We start from the raw sequence: 20,208 nt of genomic DNA on the forward strand, positions 1-20,208 counted from the left end.
TGTGACCGTCGATCACCATCAGGACAGTCCTTCTCAGCTCCGGCTCAGGCGTCGCTGCGGGCCAACCGCCAGGCGGCCCCGGCCAGCGCCAACGCCGTCCACCCCGCGAACACCAGCAGCCCGGCGCCCGGCGACAGCGTGTGCGGCGCGTGGTGCAGCGAGTACATCGACTCGCCCGCGTTGCTCGGCAGGTACTGCTCGATCGAGTTGCGCCAGGACTTCGGCAGCAGCGAGACGAGCCCCGGGACGAGCATGAGGGCACCGACCAGCGCGGAGATGGCCCCGGCCACGGACCTCAGCAACGCACCGAGAGCGACACCGATGACGCCGATCAGTCCGAGATAGACGGTCGCGCCGAGCAGACTGCGAACGACACCCGCGGTGCTGATCGTCATCGCGGCAGGTGTGTTGTGCAGGATGCCGGTGCCGATGAAGAACGTCACGAACGTTCCGACCAGCGCGATCACCAACGCGACCAGGCCGTACACCGTTGCCTTCGACCACAACACCGGCAACCGCCGCGGCACCGACGCGAGTGTCGAGCGGATCGACCCGGTCGAGTACTCACCCGCCGTCACCAGCACGCCGAGGACCCCGAGCGCCAGCTGGGACAGCGGTACGCCGAACAACGACAGGCTCAGCCCGGTCGCATCGGCGAAGTCCGGATCCAGCTGCCGCCCGGAGGTGATCCCCGAGTGGTATCGGAGCGCCGCAATGGTGCCGAAGGCAACCAAGAACAACAGACCGAGCCCGAGCGTGATCCACGTCGACCGCAGCGACCACAACTTCGTCGTCTCTGAACGCAGTACGTGCGATCCGGTGACCCGGTACGCAGGCTTGGTGGTAGCCGGTTTTGCAACAGCCGTCGTGGTCATGCCGCGAGCTCCTTGCCGTGATAGACGACCTCGTCCCGGGTCAGGTCCATGAACGCCTGCTCCAGCGAGACCTTCACGGTCGTCAGCTCGTACAAGGCGATGCCGTGCTCGGCCGCCGTCGTACCGACCGCTCGTGCCGAAAGGCCGGTGATCTCCAGTTCCTCCGAGCCTGTACCGACGATCTGTACGCCCGGCCGTGCGAGTACGTCGCGCAGTCGCGCCGCGTCCGCAGTGGCCACCCGTACGGCGTCGCCGCCCGCCTGGCGGACCAGTTCGTCGACGCTGGTGTCCGCGAGCAGCCGGCCGCGACCGACGATGATCAGCCGGTCCGCGACCAGCGCCATCTCGCTCATCAGGTGCGAGGAGACGAAGACCGTACGGCCCTCCGACGCGAGCTGGGTGAGCAGGTTCCGGATCCAGAGCACGCCTTCGGGGTCGAGGCCGTTGACCGGCTCGTCCAGCATCACGGTCGCCGGATCGCCGAGCAGCGCACCGGCGATGCCGAGCCGCTGGCCCATCCCGAGCGAGAACTGCCCGGCCCGCTTCTTCGCGACCGACTGCAGGCCGGTCAGCTCGATCACCTCGTCGACCCGGCGGCGCGGGATGCCGTGGGTCTGGGCCTGCGCCAGCAGGTGGTTGAAGGCGGAGCGGCCCGGATGCACCGACCTCGCCTCGAGCAGCGCGCCGACCTCCTGCAGTGGCGACGGATGCTCCCGGTAGTGCTTGCCGTTCACGGTCACCGACCCGCTGGTGGGTGCGTCCAGGCCGATGATCATCCGCATCGTCGTGGACTTCCCGGCGCCGTTCGGCCCGAGGAACCCGGTCACCGCGCCCGGCCGGACGGTGAACTCCAGTCCGTCGACCGCGGTCGTCTCGCCGTACTGCTTCGTCAGCTGTCTCGCTTCGATCATGCTGCCAAAGTAGGAAGACCAGGCCGCCGGAACCGTAGTACCGGGGCCTGATCTTCGGCGGTCGCGTCGTACCGCGGTACTACGCCAACGTCTTCAGCAGGGCTGCGATCGCGGCCTTCTCGGCGCCCGGATCCTTCGTCTTGCGGACCGAGTTGAACAGCGCGTCGTTCTGGCCGTCGATGAAGTCCCAGGCCTTGCCGTCGAGCGGCTGGAGCTTGTCCTGGTCGTCGTCCCACGCCTTCTCGTACGCGTCGACGCCCTTGTTGAGCGCGGTCTGGTCACCCTTCGCGAGCGCGGTGTCCATGCCCTTCACCAGCGTACGGAAGGTCGCGACGTCCGCGGCGGGGAAGTGCGCGAGCGCCTGCTGGGAGGTCAGGTGGACGTTCGACTTCGGCGTCTCGCCTTCGCCCTCGGCGGCGGCGTTCGCGTGCGGTTGCGCGGACGCCCAGTTGAGCAGGACGCCGGCGGCGATGGCGGCCGCTGTCATCACGCCGACCATCGGCCACTCGCGGCCCGGACGGTGGTACTTCGGGGTCCGTTGGTGGCGCTGGTGGTCCTCGATCACGTCGGACTTCGTGAGCGTCAGGTAGACCACGGTCGCCAGGATCGCGGCCAGGAAGATCAGGCTGGTGACGAGCGTACCGAGGCCGAGACCCTGGTCGGGGACCTTGGGGGAGGCGAGCCAGTCGCCCAGGTTCGCGCCGAGCGGACGGGTGAGGATGTACGCGAGCCAGAACGCGAGCACCGGGTTCGCGCCCATCCGCCAGCAGGCGACGATGATCGCGATCAGGGCGAGCGGGAGGAGTACGGACACGCCCGGGCTCCAGCCGGTCAGCTCGAGCGTCCAGTCGCCGGCCGCCGTACCGAGCGCGAACGTGACCAGGACCGCGAGCCAGTAGAAGCCCTCGCGCGGGCGGCTGACGATGCTGTGGATGGAGAGGGTGTGCTCGCGCGCCCACCAGATGCCGAAGACGACGGCGAGCGCGACGGTGAAGACCGAGGTGCTGATCCAGAGCGGTACGCCGAGTTGGTCGGTGAGGATGTCGGTGTAGAGGGTGCCGGTGACGCTGACGACCACGACGGTCAGCCAGTAGGCGGCCGGCTTGTAGCGGGATGTGCTCACCTGCCAGGCGAGCACCGCGACGAACACGACGGTGAAGATCACCGCGGTCGCGACCAGGCCGACGCCGAGCTGCATGTTGATCCAGTCCGCGAAGCTCTCGCCGACGGTCGTGCAGAGGATCTTGATCAACCAGAACCAGATGGTGACCTCGGGCACCTTGTTCAGCAGCACCTTCGGCGCGGCCGTGCGGGGTGCGGTGTTGGTAGTCATACCGGCCACCCTGGCGCGCGCAACCTGCAGACAACCTGACTGTCCCGATAGGCAGGAGGTACCTCAGCGCCGCGGGAACCGCACCTCGACGTGACCGCGGCCGTCCGCAATCGCCCGAACACCGACACCGGCCGCCGTCGCGATCCGCCGCACCACCGCCAACCCCAGCCCGTGCCCGTCCGTCCGGCTGTGCCCCGCCGTGAACACCTGATCCACCTCGTCCTCCCGAAACCCCGGCCCGTCATCGAACACGTGCACGAGCACATGCTCGGCCTGCACTTCCGCGGCGAGGAAGACGTCTGCGCTGGCGTGCCGCACGGCGTTGTCAAGAAGCGGCGTCAACACCGCCAACACCACAGCGGAAGGCACCGCCACCTCAACCCCACCCGCCAAACCACCCGCCAGACCGCCTGTCGTGCTGTAGGTGTGCGCGAGGTTCTGGAGGGGTGTTGCGAGGTGGCAGGTTGCTTCCTCGGGGAGGCGGGTTCGGGCCGCGTCCAGGAGGGTGGTTACGGCAGTGCTCAGGCGATCGGTTTCGGTACGGACCAGTTGGGGCTCGACCTGGGTGCCGGTGAGTTCGGCCAGTTGGGCCTCGGCGTGGAGGACGGAGAGTGGGGTGCGGAGTTCGTGGGCGATCTCGTCGGTGAGGCGGCGTTCGTCGGCGATGGTGTCGGAGACCCGGTCGAGCAGCCGGTCGAACGTCTGCGCCAGTTCGCCGAACTCGTCCCGCGGCGGCCCCATCCGGAACCTCCGCCCCGGATCGTGCGAACCCCACTCGCCGGCCAGCGCGGACATCCGCCGTACGACGCGCAGCGCCCGGCTCACGCCGACGTACGCGACGACCCCGGCCAGAGCGATCGCCAGCGCACCGAGAATCAGCGACATCACCAGACTGCGCTGCTCCGAGCTCTCGTACGGCGCGAGATCCACCATCACCACCACGACCACATGACGACCCTGCACGGGCAGCGGAGCGCCGTACAACAAGTACCGCGGCGTAGTCACGAAGGCGGCACCGTTGGCGCGACCAAGGTTTTCCACCAACTCCGCGATCGGTTCGTGCAACACACCGTCGACCAGCCGGCCGTCGGCGTACACCCAGGCGACCGTGTCGAACGCATCCCCGGTGCCCTCGAGCAGGCGGAGCTTCCCGCCGACGACCTCGACCGTCGCCGCGACCGCCTCGGCCCGGGTCCGCGCCAGCGTCCGCGTGTCCGCCTCGGTCGCCCGCGTCAGCAACACGTGACTGAGCACCACGAGTACGGCGACCACGAGCGTCGCGGTGAGTACGGCGAGCGAGACGATCCGCCCGCGGAAACCGGTCAGTCCCATCGGTACCCGACGCCGCGGACGGTCGCGACCCGCGCCGCGATCCCGAGCCGATCGAGCTTCACCCGCAGCCGGCGCAGGTACGAGTCGAGCGTGTTCTCGCTCACGTACGCCCCGTGCGGCCACCCGGCGGCGACCAGTGCATGCCGCCGGACGACCTCGCCCGGCACGGAGATCAGCCGCCCGAGCAGCCGGAACTCGGTCGGCGTCAACGCCGCACCGTCCGCGCCGCGCCGTACCTCATGACTGGCCGGGTCCAGCACCACCTCATCGACGGTCACGCTCACCGTCGTACGCCGCAACAACGCCCGGACCCGGACGAGCAGCTCAGGAACGTCGAACGGCTTCGTCAGGTAGTCGTCGGCGCCCGCCTCGAACCCGCTCACCTTGTGCTGCAGCCCGCTCAACGCTGTCAGCATCAGCACCGGCGCATCCACCCCGTGCGCCCGCAACGCCAGGCAGACGTCCCGTCCGTCGGCGTCCGGAAGCCCCAGATCGAGGACGACCGCCTGCGGCGCCGGTGCGAGTTGCGCGAGCAGCTCACGACCGTTGGCAGCGGCAACGACCGAGTGGCCGTCTCCTTCCAGCGCGCGCCGCAGTACGCCACGCAACGCCCGGTCGTCTTCGCAGACAGCAACTCTCGCCATCCGCGCACCGTACCGACGTCATCTTGAGCGGATCCTGAGAAGCTCAGTTCGAGCGTGCTGTGTAGCGAGAGCGCGCACGGGTACGTTCGAGTGGGACCGGTACACGAACTGTGGGGAGCCGCCCGATGAAGGTTGCGATCGTTGGCTGTGGCAATATCAGCCGCCGGCATGCCGAGGCGTACGCGAACACCGGACGGACCGAGCTCGTCGGTGCGGCCGACATCGACCTCGGGAAGGCGGAGGAGTTCGTCGCGAAGTACGGCGGGCGTGCCTACCCGAGCGTGGCCGAGTTGCTCGCGACGGAGGAGCCGGCGCTCGTCTCGGTGGCGACGCCGCCGGGCAGCCACGCGGAGCTCGCGATCGAGATCCTCGCCGCGGGCAAGTCCGTGCTGCTGGAGAAGCCGCCGGTGCTGAGCCTGGCCGAGCTGGACGCGGTAGTTCGCGCCGAAGCGGCGAGCGAAGGCTCGGTATCCGTGGTGTTCCAGCACCGCCACGGGTCCGCCGGTCTGCGGGCCGCGGACCTGCTCGGACGCGGTGCGCTCGGGCGGCCGCTGGTCGCGGTGTGCGAGACGTTGTGGTACCGGCCGGTCAGCTACTTCGACCCGGAATGGCGTGGCACCTGGGTCGGCGAAGGCGGCGGGCCGACCCTCGGTCACGGCATCCACCAGATCGACCTGCTGCTGCATCTGCTCGGGCCGTGGCGGACGATCGACGCGACCGCCGTACGGCTGGACCGGCCGGTGGAGTTCGAGGACGTGTCGCTGGCGTCGGTGGTGTTCGAGAGCGGTGCGGTCGCGACCGTGATCAACAGCCTGCTGTCGCCGCGGGAGCTGAGCCGGATCCGGATCGACACGACCGGCGGGACGCTCGAGGTGAACCACGTCTACGGGTACTCCGACAAGGACTGGACGTTCCACCCGGCCCCGGACGCGGCGAAGGCGGCGACCCTCGGACTCGACCCCGGCGTCCGCAAGGCTCCGTCAGACGCGGTCGCGTCCGACGACCCGTGGACGGCATCGGCCGGAGAGGACGTGCCGAGCAACCACGAGGCACAGCTCACCCAACTGGTCGACGACCTCCTGTCCGGCCGCCCGCACAGCACCACCCTCGCGAGCACCCGCCCCACAATGGAGTTCGTCACCGCCCTCTACGCCTCGTCAATCACCGCCACCAAGCTCCACCGCACAGACCTGACCCCCAACCACCCCTTCTACCAAGCCCTCAACGGATCCACCCCAGAACCGGGCCTCAAAAACTCATTCCTGACCTGAGGTCAGCTGCGGGTGAGGGCTAGGACTGGGATGGTGCGGATGCCGGCGGTCTTCTTCTCGTACTCGGCGAAGCCGGGGAAGCGCTTTGCCTGTTCGGTGTAGATGCGGTCGCGGTCGGCGCCGGTCACCTCGCGGACGCTGACGTCGTACGTCTCTGTGCCGACCTCGACGGTTGCCTTCTCGGCGCCGACCAGGTTGGCGTACCACTCGGGGTTCGTCGGGGCGCCGCCCTTGCTGGCGAACACGTACATCGTGCGCGGATCCGTCTCGTCCGCGAGATACATCATCGGCGCCACGAACTCGCGGCCGCTCTTCCGTCCGACATGGTGCACAAGCACCAACGGAGCCCCGTCGAACGGCCCACCGACCTTGCCCTCGTTGGCGCGGAACTCATCGATCGTCTGCTGATTGAAGTCACTCATACCCGCCACAACACCTTCACCCGCCAAGGTATGCCCCGCGACTTGCCTTGACCTCAGGGGCAGGGTTCGATACTTCGGGCATGGTTTTCACAGCGGCAGAACTCGAGTACCTGGGCACGCAGCGACTCGGCCGGTTGGCCACGGTTTCCGCGCAGGGTGCCGTCCAGAACAACCCTGTCAACTTCTTCCTGGACGACGGAGTGATCGTCATCGGTGGGCACGCGCTGGGCGCTTCGAAGAAGTTCCGCAACGTGCAGCGGGGCAGCACCGTGGCGTTCGTCGTCGACGATCTTGCGTCGGTGGACCCGTGGGTGGTGCGGGGGATCGAGGTCCGCGGTACGGCGGTGGCGTTGAGCGATGTCGAGCCACCGGTGCCGTACTTCTCGCGACAGGTCATCCGGATCACCCCGGCCCGGATCGTCAGCTGGGGCCTCGACGGCCCCCGATCGAGCCGCACCGTCAGCCACTGATGGGATTTCGAAACATAGGAACCGGTTTCTGTTACCTGGTGAATGTAATTATCGATGAGTGTCGATGGGGCGGGGGAGCGGTTGGCCGAGGTGGCTGACGGCAGTAGTTGTGCTGGTCGCGGGTGCCCTGCTGGTGTTGACCTGGAGCCACACCGGCGCGGACCTCAAGGTGTATCGGGCCGGCGGCTGGACGGTGCTGACTGACCCGTCGCAGCTGTACGACGTCCATCCGGCCACGATCTCGATGCCGTTCACCTATCCGATCTTCGCCGCGGTGCTGATGATTCCGGTGGCGTTGCTGCCCTGGCCGGTCGCGTACGCGTTCGCGATCGTGGTGTCCTTGGTCGCGTTGGCGCTGATCTGGAAGGTCTGCCTGCCGGCCTCGACCGTCGGCCCAATGGTCGCGTTGGTCGCGGCGTCGGCGCTCCTCGAGCCGGTCCGCGAGACGTTGTCGTACGGGCAGATCAACCTCGTGCTCTGTGCGCTGATCCTCGCGGACGCGCTCGGTCTGAAGCATCGCGGCCGCGGGATCGGCATCGGCATCGCGGCCGGGATCAAGCTCACGCCGCTGGTGTTCGTCGCGTTCCTCCTGTTCACCGGGCAGCGCAAGGCCTGCCTGCGCGCGTCGGCGGCCTTCCTCGGTACGGTCGCGGCCGGATTCCTGATCGCGCCGCGGACGGCGCTTCGGTACTGGACCGAGATCATCAACGATCACAGCAGGATCGGCGGGTTGGCGTACGCGGGGAACCAGTCGTGGAACGGGTTCCTGGCCCGCTTGTCCGGCGACCTGGGTGGTGGCGGGATCGTCTGGATCAGTGCCGTCGTACTGACAGCCGCCCCCGGCCTCTGGCTGTCGCGAGCGCTCTGGCTCAGCGGGCGGCGTCTCGCGGCGCTGTCCGTGTGCGGGCTGATCAGCCTGCTGTGCTCACCGGTGTCGTGGAGTCATCACTGGGTCTGGATGCTGCCGCTCGGCATCTCCTTGGCCGCATGCTTCGACGGCCGCCGGCGGATCGCCGTCGCCGGCTTGTGGTACCTCGCGTTCGTCGTGGCTCCGATCTGGTGGCCGCCGCGCCGCGACAACCGCGAGCTCCGCTGGAACCTGTGGGAACAGCTCGCCGGCAACGCCTACCTCTGGCTCGGGCTCGGCGCGGCGGTGTTCCTCTGGACGCAGCTTCGGCCGAAACGTCTGGTACTGACTCACCAGTTCGTGAACGAGCCGTCGAGCCGCCGTACCTGAGGGATCCGCACCGGCTCGCCGGGCTCGTCCACCTTCGTGAAGTCGAGCTCGACGCCGAGCCCGGGCCGGCGCGGCGCCGTCAGCCGCCCGCGGTCCAGTACGTGCGGGTGCTCGACGGCGTCGTGTTCGAAGCTCGGTGGCATCTCCTGGACACCGAAGTTGCTGCAGGCAAGGTTGAAGTGCATCGCGGCGGCGGTCGAGACCGGGCCGAGCGGATTGTGCGTGGCCACCTTGATGTGATGGGCCTCGGCCATCGCGGCGATCTTCCGGCCTTCGGTGATCCCGCCCGCGATGCCCAGGTCGATCCGGGCGAAGTCGATCAGGTCGCCCTCGATCAGCGGGCGGAACTGCCACTTGGAGGTCAGCTGCTCGCCGGCCGCCAGCGGTACGCCGGTCCGCGCCCGCAGCATCCGGTACGCCTCGACGTCCTCGGAGCGGACCGCGTCCTCGACGAAGTACGGCCGGGACAGCTCGATCTCGCGGCACAACATGACCGCGTCGGGCGGGTCCAGCCGGGTGTGCGCGTCGACGATCAGCTCGATGTCGTTGCCGACGGCATCACGGACGGCGTGGAACTGCTCGATCGCGACCCGCATCGCCTGCCGCGGTTCGAGTACGTCGCCGGCGGCCGGTACGGCGAGCCGCAGGTGCCGCCATCCGTCCTCGACCAGTCCGCATGCGCTCTCCACCAGCGCGTCCGTGTCGTGCCCTTCCGGGTGGACGTGGGTGTAGCAGGTGACGAAGTCCCGGACCCGCCCGCCGATCAGCTCGTACAGCGGTACGTCGTACGCCTTGCCGCGGAGGTCCCACAGCGCGATGTCGATCGCCGCGATCACGCCCGCGGCCGAGCGGTCGGCGGGGAAGAAGTCGCCCCGGCTCATGACCTGCCACAGGTGCTCGATCCGGCTCGCGTCCGCCCCGATCAGTACGTCCTGCAGATGCTTCAGCACGGCCCGGGACACGCCGTACGACGTCCGGACGCCGATCTCGCCGACGCCCCGGACGCCCTCGTCGGTCTCGGCGACGACGAGCAGCATGTCCTGCCCGTGCGTCGGCACCGCGGTCAACCACAGATCTGCGATCCGCACCTCAGCCTCCTCTGGTACTGCCGCTGATTCTGTCGTGTTGCAGCAACTTTGCCAATGGTTTCCGGAACCGTCTTGACTCGCTCCCCGGCCGCGCGGCAGGCTCTAGCAGCAAAAGGAGGTCGCAATGGCGGTGACCAGCGCGGACGTCGCAGCAGAGGCTGGGGTGTCCAAGGCAACGGTGTCGCGCGCGTTCGGCATGCCTGACCGGGTGAACGCCGCGACCCGCACACACGTGCTGGAGGTCGCCGAGCGGCTGGGCTACGTCCCGGACCCGGCGCCGCGGTCGACCCGGACCGGATCGGTCGGGCTGATCGTGCCGGACATCGTCAACCCGTTCTTCCCGCCGATGATCAAGGCTGTTCAGCGCCGCGCACGGTCCCGCAACTACGGCATCTACCTGGCCGACAGCGACGCGCATTCCGGTGAGGAGGCCGAGGCCGTCGCGGACATGTCCAAGCAGGTCGACGGGCTGATCTTCTGGTCGTCCCGGCTGCCCGCCGAGACCTTGATCGACATCGCCGGACGCGTTCCCACGGTCCTCGTCAACCGGAGCGCCGGCGGTCTGCCGACCGTCGTCGCGTCGAGCGAGGACGGGATGCGGCAGGCGGTCGAGCACCTGTACGCCCTCGGCCACACCCGCTGCGCGTACGTCAACGCCCCGCGCAACGTCTGGTCGAACCAGCACCGCCGCTCGGCGGTCCGTCGTACCTGCAAGGCGCTCGGGATGGAACTCGTCGAGCTCGGCCCGTTCGCGCAGTCGGTCGAAGGCGGCATCCAGGCCGCCGACATCGTCGCCGCGCACGGCGTCACGGCGGCCGTCGCGAACAACGACCTGGTCGCGATCGGGTTGATGCAGCAGCTGGCGAACCGTGGCCTGTCCGTTCCGGGCGACATCAGCGTCGTCGGCGTCGACGACACGTTCGTCGCGTCGCTGTGCCGTCCGCGGCTCACCACCGTACGGATTCCCGTCGACGAGATCGGCGCCCTCGCGGTCGACCTGTTGCTGAACGTCATCCAGTCCGGGGACAAGGCCGACACCGCACCGGTCGAGGTCGACACCCAGCTCATCGTCCGGGAGTCGACCGGACCCGCGACGACCAAGGTGCACTGGCCGTCCAGACCGCTGCCCAACCAGGACCACTAGGTAGACCGGCCGAGGAAGCACGGAGCTCGGGGGCTGCTTCCTCAGCCGGCCGGTCAAGAGGGTCCTACCAGGGGAGGCCGCGCAGATCGATCGGGCGACCCGGCGGAAAGCCGTCGCCGAGGACCATCGCAGGATGGCCGACGTCCTCGATCTGCTCGCCGGTGTAGACGTTCGTCATCGTCACGCCCGGCGCGACCTCGACCCAGCCCGCGGCCTCGTAGAAGCCCTGGACCTCACGCGAGCAGGTGAGCAGTCCGTACGGTGCCGGTAGCACGCCCCGCAGATGGGCCATCAGCTCGACGCCGAGACCTCGACCGCGGTACGCCGGATCCGTACAGACATGCCCGATCCCGGCGACGTACACGTCCTCGTCGCCGACGCCGACCCGGCGGCGTTCGATCCCGAGATGCGCCACGGGTACGCCGCCGTCGCTGAGGATCAACCGCCATTGCGGTCGCGCCAGCCACCACGACTGCCGGCGGAAGTGGTCGGCGCGCTTCGGGAACGCCTTCGCCAGCAGTTCCCGCAGTGGCGCGTCCTGCTCCTCGGTCAGGTCCGTCTCGGCGATCAGCTCGATCGTCATACCGCTGCTCCTTCACAGGTTGCCCATCCGGTGGCGGTCTCGACGAGGTGCCGGTGGTTCGCCGAGTCCTGGGTAGGGCTGTACCCGATCGGGTTGGCGGTCGACCATCGGCTGCCGGTGTTCGCCGAGATGCCGGGCACGATCGCGAACCGCACCGGTGTCTCGAGGGCGCGGATCACCAACTGCTGCAGGTCCTCCGGACCAAGCCAGTGCTCGAGTGCATCCAGTGCGGGCGGTTCCGGCGTACAGGCACCGAGCCGAAGGCAGATCGCGGAACCACCGAACTGGTAGCAATGCGAGTTCGCGGCGGCTTCGGCGTACGCCTTGCTCGCTCCGTACGAACAGCAGGGCGCGGCCGGACTGTGGGAGTCGACGATGCCTTCGCGGTACTGGCCGACGGCATGGACCGAACTGGCGAACACCACGCGTTTCTTCCGCGCCGCCGCCAGAATGTTGGCAACGGCAACAATGTTCGGCGCGAAGAGTTCGTCCCAGGACGCGCTCGGCTGGGCGTTGCCGGCCAGGTGCACGATCGCATCCGCGTCGGCTACCAGTCGCCCGGCGACGGCGGCGTCGCTCAGATCGCCGTCGGCCAGGTCGACGGGCCGGAGCTCGTACCGCTGCTCGAGCGCCGGAAGTACCTGCTGCGCAACGTTTCCGGCCGCACCGGTGACGACAACCCGCACCGCGTTCCCACCTCCTGAGGACGACTCAGATGCTGGCACATCCGCGGATTCCGTGGCAAGGTGTTGCTGCATCGTTTCCATCCTGTTGCCAGAGTTTCCAGCTACCGCAATCCGTGTGTCCGCCCCCTCGTCGCCGGCCGGTCCGGCGCAGTCACAAGGAGAAGAATCCTCATGTTTCGTACCAGGTTCGCGGCCCCGGCGATCGCCGGCGTGCTCGCGCTGTCCGGTTCGTTGCTCGCGGCCCATTCGGCGGTTGCCGATGACAAGGATCCGCGGGCAGCCACGTCCCGGGTGCGCGCCGACGATCCGCCGGCCGGCGTCCAGCCCGTCGGTGGTGGCACCGGCTGGACCGTCAAGTGGTGGGACGAGTTCAACGGTACGGCGGTCGACTGGGGCACGAAGTGGAAGGGGAACTCGAGCGCGCTGCCGGACGCCGGCCGCGGCAACAAGAACAACCAGCAGCTCGAGTACAGCCTGGACCGGAACTGCAGCGAGTCCAACGGCGCGGTCACGATGACGGCCAAGCGCGAGCGGTACCAGGCGCCGTCCGGTACGACGTACGACTGGACGTCCTGTCTGCTGACGTCGACCGGCAGCAGCGGGTTCACGTTCAAGTACGGCTTCATGGAGTCGCGCGCCAAGCTGACGTACGACGTGGTGAACGCGCAGGGCAGCCCAGTCTCCGACAAGCGCGGCTTCTGGCCGGGGTTCTGGACCTGGCAGGCCGCGGGCGTGAACTCCTGGCAGGAAACCGACGTGTACGAGCAGTACAGCGACAACCCGCGCCACCTCTACCTGACGTCGCACGCCAACGCCGGTGGCGGCTGTGAGGTGGACCTGAACTTCGACCCGGCCGCCGACTACCACGTCTACGGCGCGGACATCTCGGCCCAGGGCACGAAGTTCTACATCGACGGCCGCCTGGTCTGCACGGTGGCCGGCGCCCCGTCCGAGAACACCAACATCATCGAAGACCTGTACGTGTACTCCAAGACCAACTACGACCCCAACCCGGCCACTGTCTCGGCCAAGAAGTCGATCGACTACGTCCGCGTCTGGCAGCGCTGACTCAGGTCGAGTCGCGAACGACGAGTTCGGTCGGGAGGATGACGGCGGAGCGGGTGTCGGTGCCGATGCTGTCGAGGAGCAGGCGGACCATTTCGGTACTGACCCGGGTGAAGTCCTGCCGGATCGTTGTCAGTTGTGGTGTCGAGCTGACCGCGGCCTTGGAGTCGTCGAAGCCGCCGATCGCGACGTCCTCCGGGACTCGCTTGCCGGCTCGTTGCAGAGCGGCGATCGCGCCGAGCGCCATCAGGTCGCTGCAGACGAAGACCGCGTCGAGATCCGGGACGCGCCCGAGCAGTTCCTCCATCGCGGCGGCCCCGGAGGCCTGGCTGTAGTCGCCGTGTGCGATGAGTTTCCGGTCCGGCTGCCCGAGTACGTCGTGGTAGCCGGCCAGCCGGTCGACACCGCCTGGGGTGTCGACCGGGCCGGTGATGATCCCGATCCGCTGACCATCTGGTGGGCGCCTCCGTGGTGTGTGTCAGGCGCGGCGGCCGGGCCCCTCGAGGAAGCTGGTGAGTTCGGCCAGGTACTGCGGGCGGTTGTCGCGGCGTACCGAGTGGCCGGCGCCGGGGAGGTGTGCTGCCCGGAAGTCGCCGCCTGCTGCTTGGGCGCAGCGTTCGGCGTACTCGTGGGAGATCAGTGAGCCGCGGTCGGTGTCGCCGTGGATCAGGAGTACTGGGCAGGTGATCTTGGCGAGGAGGTCGGTGAGCGGGACGCCGTCGCGGAACGTGAGGTCGAAAAGGTGCGGGTTGACCTGGCCCTTCGACACCGCCCAGGGTTCCAGCTCGTCCTCGGACCACCCCGGCTCCGCACGCGCGATGCGTTCCGCCACGTCGAGAGCGCGCAGCTCGGCGAGCCAGGCCGGCTCCGACCAGGGCTTGTCCTGTGGATCCGCAGTTCCGTTCGGCGGGTCCTCCAGGACCACCGCGCGGACGAGGTCCGGTCTCGCCGCGGCCAGGTGTGCGGCCGCCATCGCACCCATCGAGTGCCCGACCACGACCACCGCGTCGGGCAGCTCCGACAGTACGCTCGCGGCGTCGTCACGATGCCCGTCGTACCGAATCGGCTCCTCCGGAAGCCCCGACTCCCCGTGTCCCCGCGCGTCGATCGCAAGCGCCCGAACCCCGGGCATCGCCGCGATCAGCGGCTCCCAGCATTGGGCCGAGTCCGAAAACCCGTGCAGGAAGGCAACGTCGACCGCCGCCTCATCGGTCCGGTACCAGGCGAGATGACCCGTCTTCCCACGCATGCCAGTGGACGATAGCGCATTCGGCCGTCAGCTCTGACCGAATTCGTAGGCGTAGAACACCAGGCCGTCGCCGATTCGGCGGGTTTCGGTCAGGCGCAGCCCCTTGGTGCCTCGGTCGAAGATGCGGCGGCCGGTTCCGAGTACGACGGGGAAGACGACGAGCCGCAGTTCGTCGACCAGGTTCTGCTCGATCAGCGTGTGGACGAGTTGGTAGCTGCCGTAGACGAGGATCTCGCCGTCAACGGTCCGTTTCAGCTCCGCGAGGTTCTTCACTCCGACGACCGTGGCGTTGCTCCACTGCGGATCGTCGAGCGAGGACGATACGACGTACTTCGGGAGGCTCTTGACCTGGTCCGCCCACTCGCGGCTCACCCGGGCCTCCGCGCTCAGCATCCGGGAGGCGAACCACTCACTGCTCCGTGCGCCGAACAGCAACGCCTCGACACCCAGCAGTTCCTCGGTCTCGCGGGCCACCCACGCCTCCAGGTCCTTGGTCCCCACGAACTGGTGGAACCACCCACCCCGCTCGAAGCCCTCCTCCCCGTCCGGATCTTGCACCACGCCGTCGAGCGTGACGTTCGAGCTGATGACGATCTTTCCCATGTGTGCTCCTCCAACGACTGGTTCAAGCGGGTAGACGCCGCCGCGCGCCGGAATTGGGCGCCGCGGGACCGCCCAGTTCGCGGGTCCGGCGGAGTCCATACAGGTAGGGCGAACCGAAAGGACGGACTACCGGTGGAGACGACCGATCTGATCAGCCGGGCGCGGGCCGGCGACCACGACGCGTTCCGCGACCTGGTCCAGGACCACTCCCGCGAGCTGCAGGTGCACTGCTACCGCATGCTCGGATCACTGCAGGACGCGGAGGATGCCGTACAGGAGACGTTCGTGGCTGCCTGGCGTAACCTCGGCGACTTCGTCGGACGGTCCTCGCTGCGGACCTGGCTGTACAAGATCGCGACCAACCGCTGCCTGAGCATGTTGCGCGCCGACAGCCGACGTCCCCGCATCGCCGTGCCGCTACCCTCGCTCCCCGAACCCGCCGGCGCCGGCGATCCGCCCTGGCTGGAGCCGTACCCGGATGTTCTACTCGACCAGCATCCGGGGCCGGACGCGCGGTACGAGACCAGGGAGGCGATCTCCCTCGCTTTCGTGACCGCCCTGCAGTTGTTGCCGCCACGCCAGCGAGCGGTACTCGTACTCCGCGACGTCCTCGGCTATCACGCCACCGAAGCGGCCGAGATCCTCGACACCACTCAGGAATCAGTCCAAAGCGCGCTCAAACGCGCCCGCGCCACCGTCGACAAGCACCTGTCCGATCCGGTCCTGAAACCGGACCCAGCCGCCGAGCACCGACTGGTCGCCCGCTTCACCGACGCCCTCGAACGCGCCGACCTGGACGCCCTCGTCGACCTGCTCGTCACCGACGTACGACTCAGCATGCCGCCGGTGATGCTCGAGTACCGCGGTGCCGCTACGGCTCGCCGCGTCCTCGCCGCCGTCACCTTCCGCCCCGGCCTCACCTATCGCGTGGTCCCCACCCGAGCCAACGGCCAACCCGCCGTCGCGTTGTACTTCGAAGGTCGCGCCTACAGCCTCTTGGTCGTCACCACGTCCGGCGACCACATCACCGCGATCACCTGCTTCACCCCCGAAGTGGTACCTCGCTTCGGCCTACCCCGAACGCTACCGGCGACCTGACGGCCGCCGGTAGCTCATGGTGTCAGTGGGCGGTGAGGCGCTGCGGGTCGGGGAGCCTGGTGGCTTCGTTGGGTTCGTAGGCGCGTGACAGCGCGGTGAACAGCAGCGCGACGCCGAGGGCGCCGGGGTCGGGGACGCCGAGAGCGCGGTCGCCGACGTAGCTGGCGCGACCGCGACGCGGGGCCAGGGAGGCGGTGCCGGCGGCGCCTCGGACGGCGGCTTCGGCGGCGGTCGTGAAGGGCTCGGAGGCTGCGTTGTCCAGGGCGTCGATGGCCGGCGCGAGTGCGTCCACGAGGGTGCAGTCGCCGACCTCGGCACCGCCGACGCGGTGGATCGCGGCGAGGCCGGCGCGTGCCGCCGCGGCGACCGCTCGGGCGTCCGGCGCGTCGTCGTCCGGCCAGGAGACGACCGCAAGCTGCTGGAAGAGGAGCCCGAAGAGCGGACCGCTGGTACCGCCCACGTCGTCGAGGAACGCCTGGGCCAGCGCGGTCATCCCGTCGGTTCCGGCGTCGTTCAGGGTCTGGGCCTGCCGGACACCACCGGCAAGGTTGTCGCCGAAGTCGCCGTCGCCGACGAGCTGGTCGAGGGCGGTGAGGTTGTCCTGGACCTGTGCGACGAGCTTGGCGAACTGGTCGAGAACCGCGCGGCTCGGCGGCGCCGTGTCGGTCCGAGCCGGGCCGGTCGACGCTTCGACGACTGCGGATTGCGCTGTGGTCTCGGTCAGCAGCAGGTCGGGTAGCACCAGCGGCGTGGTCGTCGGACCGGTCCACAGCTCGACCCATTCCGGCTTCATCCGGGTGAGGGTGAGGGAGAAGCCGGCCATGTCCAATGCCGCGGTGAACGTACCGGGTACGACGGCCAGCTGCCGGACGCCGCGGGACGTCAACTCGTCGTGGAGGATCGAGCCGATCGCGTGCAGTTCCAGGCTGGTCGTGGCGCCCAGACCGTTGACGATGGCAAGTACTTGCTCCGGTCCGGCGGGCAGTGCCGCGAGCAGGTCGTCAGCCATCCCGCGGACCAGGTCGCCGACGGGACGGCGCTCGACGGTCCCGGTACCGCGTTCGCCGTGGATCCCGACGCCGTACTCGAGGGTTCCGGCATCCAGCGTGAACGCGGGCTCACCGGTGGCCGGCGAGGTCTGCGCCCGGGCGGCGACGGCGAGGCTGCGCGAGCGTGCCACGATCTCCGCGCCGAGCGTGGCGAGGTCGTCGAGCTCGGCGCCCTGGTCGGCGGCGGCACCGAGCAGCTTCTCGACGACGACGGTGGCGGCGGTACCGCGACGGCCGGTGGCGGTGTCCTTGTTGTCGGTCGCCAGGTCGTCGTCGATCAGGACGGTGGCAACGGGTAGGCCGTCGTGGCGCAGGCGTTCCGCCGCGATCTGGAAGTTGATCACGTCGCCGGTGTAGTTCTTGACGATCAGCAGTACACCGTTGCTCTTGGCAACCGCGGTACCGGCTTCGTAGATCTGCCGGTTGTGTGGGGACGCGAAGATCTCGCCGGGGCAGACGGCATCGAGGCCGCCGGCGCCGAGCAGACCGGTGTGCAAGGGTTCGTGCCCGGATCCGCCGCCGGCCACGAGTGCGACGGTACGGCCGGGACTGCCGGAGGTGGCCCGCAGGTACAACGGATCACTGTGGAGCTCGATCAGGCCCGGGTTGGCCAGGGCGAGACCGCGGGCGGCGGTCGTCACGGCGTCGGCCGCGGGAAGGAAGTGTGTCATCAGCAACTGCTCCTAAGGGATCGGAAGAGAAGGGCAACGGTTGTCGCGCCGGGGTCCTGGTGTCCGGTGCTGCGTTCGCGGAGGTAGCTGGCTCTGCCCTTCCGGGCTACCAGCGGAATGGTCGCGGCACAGCCCTCGTCGGCCGCTGTGCTCGCGGCGGCAATTGCCTCTGGCAACGACTGGCCCGCGGCGGCGGCTTTCTCGACGGCCTCGACGGCGGGCGCCAGGGCGTCGTACATCGTCTTGTCTTTCGCTTCTGCCTTGCCACGCTGGACAACGCCGTCCAGCCCCGCACGCAATGCGGTGGCGAGGGCTTCGACGTCGGGTTCGTCGCCCAGCGCGTTGCCCATCCGCAGGAAGAAGGTGCCGAACAGTGGTCCGGCGGCACCACCGACGGTGGAGATCAAGGTCAGGCCGGCCGCGGTCAGCAGCGGGCCGGGCGGATCGCCTGCGTCGAGCGCGGCGACGACGGCGGTCAGACCGCGCGTGAGGTTCGCGCCGTGGTCCGCATCGCCGATCGCGGCGTCGAGCCGGGTCAGCTCGTCCTCGTTCTCGGCCACGAGCCGGGCGAATTCACGCAGCCAGTCAGCAGCGTTCATCGGATCCTCCGCGGCCGGGTCAGGCGGCGACGCGCTCGACGGGGCGGTCTGCCGGCGTACGGCTGAGGACGCCGTACAGGAGGCCGGCGGCGGCGCCGGCGAGGAGCTCCGCGGCCCAGTACACGGGAAGCTGGTTCCAGTGCACGGTGCCGCCGGCCAGTTGCTGTACGAGCATCGGGCCGAAGGTGCGGGCCGGGTTGATCGACGCACCCGTTGCCGGGGCGACCGGGATGATCGCGGCGAACACCACCAGGCCGATCGCCACGCCCGCGAACCCGGCCGCGGCCTTGCGATGGATCACGCCGAACACGGTCACGACCAGGACGAACGTACCGACGAACTCCGCCGTGAAGGCCTGCGCGGTAGGGATCCCCGAGTACGACGCGACGCCGAGGCCGACGTCACTGGCCTTGTGGCCGAGCACGCCCAGGATCGCCGCCGCGCCCACGATCGCGCCGAGTACCTGCGCGGCGAGGTAGCCGGGTACGTCGCGCCACGGGAACTTCTTCGTCACCGCGAGGCCGATGGTGACCGCTGGGTTGATGTGGTTCCCGCTGATGTGGCCGAAGGCGTAGACGGTCGCGACGACGACTGTCGCGAACGCGAACGAGATCATCCCGAGATCGGCCATCGTGAACGGCGCCTTGCCGTTGACGATCAGCGTCGCGGGCACCGCGCCGACGCCGACGAAGACGAGGAACGCCGTACCGACGCCTTCGGTCAGAAGTTTCTGGGTCATGGATGGTTCGTCCGCCATGGCTGCCTCCTTGCGGTGATACCGATGATCATTCGATAATGTCGAATGTGTGTCGGGAAGTTATCGCGCCGGAGGCTGACTGACAAGAGGTGGGCTGCGTAGTCTTCGGTGTGCCGCGGGGAGCCGCGGGCACAATTGAGCGGCGCGGGCACGCCGCGCGGGAGCCGAGGAGGCTTGGTGATTCAGTCGGTCGACCGGGCCGTACGCGTACTCAGCGCGCTGCAGGGCAGCCGCCGGATGACGCTGACCGAGCTCGCCGGGGCGCTCGGCCTGCCGGCCTCGACGGTGCACGGCATCGTGAAGACCCTGGTCGGGCACGGCATGGTCGTCCAGGAGCGGGGCTCCAGCCGCTACATGCTCGGCCCGCGCGTACTGCTGCTCGGCAACGTGTACCTCGACACCCTCGAGCTGCGGTCGCGGACCGCGCCCTGGGCGGCCGAACTCGCCCGCCGCACCGGGTTCGCCGTACGTACCGGCGTACTGCTCCTGGACGAGATCGTGATCATCCACCACGAACCCCGCCCGGACGGCAGCCGGCAGATGCCCGAGGCCGGCATCGTGATCCCCGCCCACGCCAGCGCCCTCGGCAAGGCGATCAGCGCCTTCAGCGCCGAGGCCCAGAAAGCCATCGGCGAGGCGATGCCGCTCCGCAGCATGACCGGCGAAACCCTCACCGACCTGGCCGCCCTCGAATCCCAGTGGACCGAAGCCGCCACCACCGGCGTGGCCGTCGAAGCCGAGGAAGCCGTCCTCGGCGAGTGCGCCCTGGCCAGCCCGATCTTCGACGCCTTCGACGGAGTCGCCGGGGCGATCGGCGTGGTCGTCCCCGCCACCGCCTGGCCGGCCGACCCCCCGGTCCGCGAGGCCCTCCGCGAAGCCGCCCGAACCATCTCCCGGGAGCTGGGCGCCCCCACCTGGCCCGGCCCTCGTCTGCCCTGAACTGGCAGTACGCGGTTCGATTCAGGATCTTGCCAGGTTCGCTGCAGTGGCGTCGCATAGTTTCTTCTCGAACTTGGGCGGGGAACAGGTGGCGAGTCCAATGTGTCTTGGCGACAACGGCGTCGAATGCCGGCTGTTCCCTGCCCGAGTCTCAGAGCGCAAGCCGGCCCACGGCCGGCACG

The 20,208-nt window shown here is 69.0% G+C and carries 22 protein-coding genes; 7 read left to right on the forward strand and 15 right to left on the reverse strand.

Translation table 11 applies throughout. The features are described 5' to 3' along the window. Positions 1-44 precede the first annotated feature (44 nt). The 5 genes from ACFYRU_RS30105 to ACFYRU_RS30125 all read right to left on the reverse strand — a co-directional run bounded on the left by ACFYRU_RS30105 (position 45) and on the right by ACFYRU_RS30125 (position 5,095). Entirely contained in the window at positions 45-875 is an 831-nt protein-coding gene (locus ACFYRU_RS30105) for a hypothetical protein (protein ID WP_387664551.1), read from the reverse strand. Then, positions 872-1,786, reverse strand: coding sequence for an ABC transporter ATP-binding protein (locus ACFYRU_RS30110; protein WP_387664553.1), 915 nt, complete (start codon positions 1,784-1,786; stop codon positions 872-874). Before ACFYRU_RS30110 ends, ACFYRU_RS30105 begins: the two co-directional genes overlap by 4 nt. A 79-nt stretch (positions 1,787-1,865) precedes the next feature. Next, on the reverse strand, positions 1,866-3,119 hold the full coding sequence (locus ACFYRU_RS30115) for a hypothetical protein (RefSeq protein WP_387664555.1): 1,254 nt from the start codon (positions 3,117-3,119) through the stop codon (positions 1,866-1,868). A gap of 63 nt (positions 3,120-3,182) precedes the next feature. Next, entirely contained in the window at positions 3,183-4,451 is a 1,269-nt protein-coding gene (locus tag ACFYRU_RS30120; RefSeq protein ID WP_387664557.1) for a sensor histidine kinase, read from the reverse strand. Beyond that, the gene (locus ACFYRU_RS30125) at positions 4,442-5,095 is read right to left on the reverse strand and encodes a response regulator transcription factor (protein WP_387664559.1); all 654 of its coding nucleotides are present in this window, start codon (positions 5,093-5,095) and stop codon (positions 4,442-4,444) included. The genes ACFYRU_RS30120 and ACFYRU_RS30125 overlap by 10 nt, the downstream gene beginning before the upstream one ends. Positions 5,096-5,220: 125 nt before the next feature. Between ACFYRU_RS30125 and ACFYRU_RS30130 the strand changes: the two genes are divergently transcribed. Beyond that, positions 5,221-6,366, forward strand: a complete 1,146-nt coding sequence (locus ACFYRU_RS30130) for a Gfo/Idh/MocA family protein (protein ID WP_387664561.1) — start codon at positions 5,221-5,223, stop codon at positions 6,364-6,366. A 2-nt stretch (positions 6,367-6,368) separates the two neighbouring features. Here ACFYRU_RS30130 and ACFYRU_RS30135 read toward each other — a convergent pair whose 3' ends face one another. Beyond that, the gene (locus ACFYRU_RS30135; RefSeq protein ID WP_387664564.1) at positions 6,369-6,788 is read right to left on the reverse strand and encodes a nitroreductase/quinone reductase family protein; all 420 of its coding nucleotides are present in this window, start codon (positions 6,786-6,788) and stop codon (positions 6,369-6,371) included. A gap of 80 nt (positions 6,789-6,868) precedes the next feature. Here ACFYRU_RS30135 and ACFYRU_RS30140 point away from each other — a divergent pair, with 80 nt between their 5' ends. Next, positions 6,869-7,258: a PPOX class F420-dependent oxidoreductase gene (locus ACFYRU_RS30140; protein ID WP_387664566.1), complete on the forward strand. Its 390-nt coding sequence runs from the start codon at positions 6,869-6,871 to the stop codon at positions 7,256-7,258. Positions 7,259-7,322: 64 nt separating this feature from the next. Beyond that, on the forward strand, positions 7,323-8,495 hold the full coding sequence (locus tag ACFYRU_RS30145) for a glycosyltransferase 87 family protein (protein ID WP_387664568.1): 1,173 nt from the start codon (positions 7,323-7,325) through the stop codon (positions 8,493-8,495). Here ACFYRU_RS30145 and ACFYRU_RS30150 read toward each other — a convergent pair. Beyond that, positions 8,456-9,583: a mandelate racemase/muconate lactonizing enzyme family protein gene (locus ACFYRU_RS30150; protein WP_387664571.1), complete on the reverse strand. Its 1,128-nt coding sequence runs from the start codon at positions 9,581-9,583 to the stop codon at positions 8,456-8,458. The genes ACFYRU_RS30145 and ACFYRU_RS30150 overlap by 40 nt on opposite strands. 124 nt (positions 9,584-9,707) lie before the next feature. Here ACFYRU_RS30150 and ACFYRU_RS30155 point away from each other — a divergent pair, with 124 nt between their 5' ends. Next, on the forward strand, positions 9,708-10,727 hold the full coding sequence (locus tag ACFYRU_RS30155; RefSeq protein WP_387664573.1) for a LacI family DNA-binding transcriptional regulator: 1,020 nt from the start codon (positions 9,708-9,710) through the stop codon (positions 10,725-10,727). 64 nt (positions 10,728-10,791) lie between these two features. Here ACFYRU_RS30155 and ACFYRU_RS30160 read toward each other — a convergent pair whose 3' ends face one another. Both ACFYRU_RS30160 and ACFYRU_RS30165 read right to left on the reverse strand, forming a co-directional pair. Next, positions 10,792-11,310 (reverse strand): GNAT family N-acetyltransferase, encoded by a 519-nt coding sequence (locus ACFYRU_RS30160; protein WP_387664576.1) that lies wholly within the window; start codon positions 11,308-11,310, stop codon positions 10,792-10,794. Continuing rightward, positions 11,307-11,996 (reverse strand): NAD-dependent epimerase/dehydratase family protein, encoded by a 690-nt coding sequence (locus ACFYRU_RS30165; protein WP_387664578.1) that lies wholly within the window; start codon positions 11,994-11,996, stop codon positions 11,307-11,309. The genes ACFYRU_RS30160 and ACFYRU_RS30165 overlap by 4 nt, the downstream gene beginning before the upstream one ends. Before the next feature lie 171 nt (positions 11,997-12,167). Between ACFYRU_RS30165 and ACFYRU_RS30170 the strand changes: the two genes are divergently transcribed. Continuing rightward, entirely contained in the window at positions 12,168-13,064 is an 897-nt protein-coding gene (locus ACFYRU_RS30170) for a family 16 glycosylhydrolase (protein ID WP_387664580.1), read from the forward strand. A 1-nt stretch (position 13,065) separates the two neighbouring features. Here ACFYRU_RS30170 and ACFYRU_RS30175 read toward each other — a convergent pair whose 3' ends face one another. Genes ACFYRU_RS30175 through ACFYRU_RS30185 form a run of 3 tightly spaced genes read right to left on the reverse strand, consistent with a single transcriptional unit; the run spans position 13,066 to position 14,913 of the window. Continuing rightward, positions 13,066-13,503 (reverse strand): LacI family DNA-binding transcriptional regulator, encoded by a 438-nt coding sequence (locus ACFYRU_RS30175; protein ID WP_387666050.1) that lies wholly within the window; start codon positions 13,501-13,503, stop codon positions 13,066-13,068. 36 nt (positions 13,504-13,539) lie between these two features. Then, positions 13,540-14,310, reverse strand: coding sequence for an alpha/beta fold hydrolase (locus ACFYRU_RS30180; RefSeq protein ID WP_387664583.1), 771 nt, complete (start codon positions 14,308-14,310; stop codon positions 13,540-13,542). 27 nt (positions 14,311-14,337) lie between these two features. Beyond that, positions 14,338-14,913: a dihydrofolate reductase family protein gene (locus ACFYRU_RS30185; RefSeq protein ID WP_387664586.1), complete on the reverse strand. Its 576-nt coding sequence runs from the start codon at positions 14,911-14,913 to the stop codon at positions 14,338-14,340. 132 nt (positions 14,914-15,045) lie between these two features. Between ACFYRU_RS30185 and ACFYRU_RS30190 the strand changes: the two genes are divergently transcribed. Continuing rightward, a complete protein-coding gene (locus tag ACFYRU_RS30190) occupies positions 15,046-16,011 on the forward strand; it encodes a sigma-70 family RNA polymerase sigma factor (protein ID WP_387664589.1) in 966 nt (321 codons plus the stop codon). 22 nt (positions 16,012-16,033) lie between these two features. Here ACFYRU_RS30190 and ACFYRU_RS30195 read toward each other — a convergent pair whose 3' ends face one another. Genes ACFYRU_RS30195 through ACFYRU_RS30205 form a run of 3 tightly spaced genes read right to left on the reverse strand, consistent with a single transcriptional unit; the run spans position 16,034 to position 19,087 of the window. Further along, positions 16,034-17,731: a dihydroxyacetone kinase subunit DhaK gene (locus tag ACFYRU_RS30195; protein ID WP_387664591.1), complete on the reverse strand. Its 1,698-nt coding sequence runs from the start codon at positions 17,729-17,731 to the stop codon at positions 16,034-16,036. Then, entirely contained in the window at positions 17,731-18,330 is a 600-nt protein-coding gene (gene dhaL, locus ACFYRU_RS30200) for a dihydroxyacetone kinase subunit DhaL (RefSeq protein WP_387664594.1), read from the reverse strand. The genes ACFYRU_RS30195 and dhaL overlap by 1 nt, the downstream gene beginning before the upstream one ends. A gap of 19 nt (positions 18,331-18,349) precedes the next feature. After that, entirely contained in the window at positions 18,350-19,087 is a 738-nt protein-coding gene (locus ACFYRU_RS30205; protein ID WP_387664597.1) for an MIP/aquaporin family protein, read from the reverse strand. Between the two features lie 177 nt (positions 19,088-19,264). On the opposite strand from ACFYRU_RS30205, the gene ACFYRU_RS30210 reads away from it, so the two are divergent. Continuing rightward, complete coding sequence (locus ACFYRU_RS30210; RefSeq protein ID WP_387664599.1) at positions 19,265-20,026, forward strand: IclR family transcriptional regulator; 762 nt, start codon at positions 19,265-19,267, stop codon at positions 20,024-20,026. Positions 20,027-20,208 lie beyond the last annotated feature (182 nt).

It is taken from the genome of Kribbella sp. NPDC004536 (assembly GCF_042873835.1).
In the GTDB taxonomy this organism is placed as follows: domain Bacteria; phylum Actinomycetota; class Actinomycetes; order Propionibacteriales; family Kribbellaceae; genus Kribbella.

What these genes read in the sequence shown, in the direction of transcription:
- ACFYRU_RS30180 (WP_387664583.1), bottom strand. Translation starts at nt 14,310, where the DNA reads ATGCGTGGGAAGACGGGTCATCTCGCCTGGTACCGGACCGATGAGGCG.
- ACFYRU_RS30145 (WP_387664568.1), top strand. Translation starts at nt 7,323, where the DNA reads ATGGGGCGGGGGAGCGGTTGGCCGAGGTGGCTGACGGCAGTAGTTGTG.
- ACFYRU_RS30120 (WP_387664557.1), bottom strand. Translation starts at nt 4,451, where the DNA reads ATGGGACTGACCGGTTTCCGCGGGCGGATCGTCTCGCTCGCCGTACTC.
- ACFYRU_RS30130 (WP_387664561.1), top strand. Translation starts at nt 5,221, where the DNA reads ATGAAGGTTGCGATCGTTGGCTGTGGCAATATCAGCCGCCGGCATGCC.
- dhaL (WP_387664594.1), bottom strand. Translation starts at nt 18,330, where the DNA reads ATGAACGCTGCTGACTGGCTGCGTGAATTCGCCCGGCTCGTGGCCGAG.
- ACFYRU_RS30185 (WP_387664586.1), bottom strand. Translation starts at nt 14,913, where the DNA reads ATGGGAAAGATCGTCATCAGCTCGAACGTCACGCTCGACGGCGTGGTG.
- ACFYRU_RS30155 (WP_387664573.1), top strand. Translation starts at nt 9,708, where the DNA reads ATGGCGGTGACCAGCGCGGACGTCGCAGCAGAGGCTGGGGTGTCCAAG.
- ACFYRU_RS30115 (WP_387664555.1), bottom strand. Translation starts at nt 3,119, where the DNA reads ATGACTACCAACACCGCACCCCGCACGGCCGCGCCGAAGGTGCTGCTG.
- ACFYRU_RS30160 (WP_387664576.1), bottom strand. Translation starts at nt 11,310, where the DNA reads ATGACGATCGAGCTGATCGCCGAGACGGACCTGACCGAGGAGCAGGAC.
- ACFYRU_RS30195 (WP_387664591.1), bottom strand. Translation starts at nt 17,731, where the DNA reads ATGACACACTTCCTTCCCGCGGCCGACGCCGTGACGACCGCCGCCCGC.
- ACFYRU_RS30205 (WP_387664597.1), bottom strand. Translation starts at nt 19,087, where the DNA reads ATGGCGGACGAACCATCCATGACCCAGAAACTTCTGACCGAAGGCGTC.
- ACFYRU_RS30170 (WP_387664580.1), top strand. Translation starts at nt 12,168, where the DNA reads ATGTTTCGTACCAGGTTCGCGGCCCCGGCGATCGCCGGCGTGCTCGCG.
- ACFYRU_RS30125 (WP_387664559.1), bottom strand. Translation starts at nt 5,095, where the DNA reads ATGGCGAGAGTTGCTGTCTGCGAAGACGACCGGGCGTTGCGTGGCGTA.
- ACFYRU_RS30135 (WP_387664564.1), bottom strand. Translation starts at nt 6,788, where the DNA reads ATGAGTGACTTCAATCAGCAGACGATCGATGAGTTCCGCGCCAACGAG.
- ACFYRU_RS30140 (WP_387664566.1), top strand. Translation starts at nt 6,869, where the DNA reads ATGGTTTTCACAGCGGCAGAACTCGAGTACCTGGGCACGCAGCGACTC.
- ACFYRU_RS30110 (WP_387664553.1), bottom strand. Translation starts at nt 1,786, where the DNA reads ATGATCGAAGCGAGACAGCTGACGAAGCAGTACGGCGAGACGACCGCG.
- ACFYRU_RS30105 (WP_387664551.1), bottom strand. Translation starts at nt 875, where the DNA reads ATGACCACGACGGCTGTTGCAAAACCGGCTACCACCAAGCCTGCGTAC.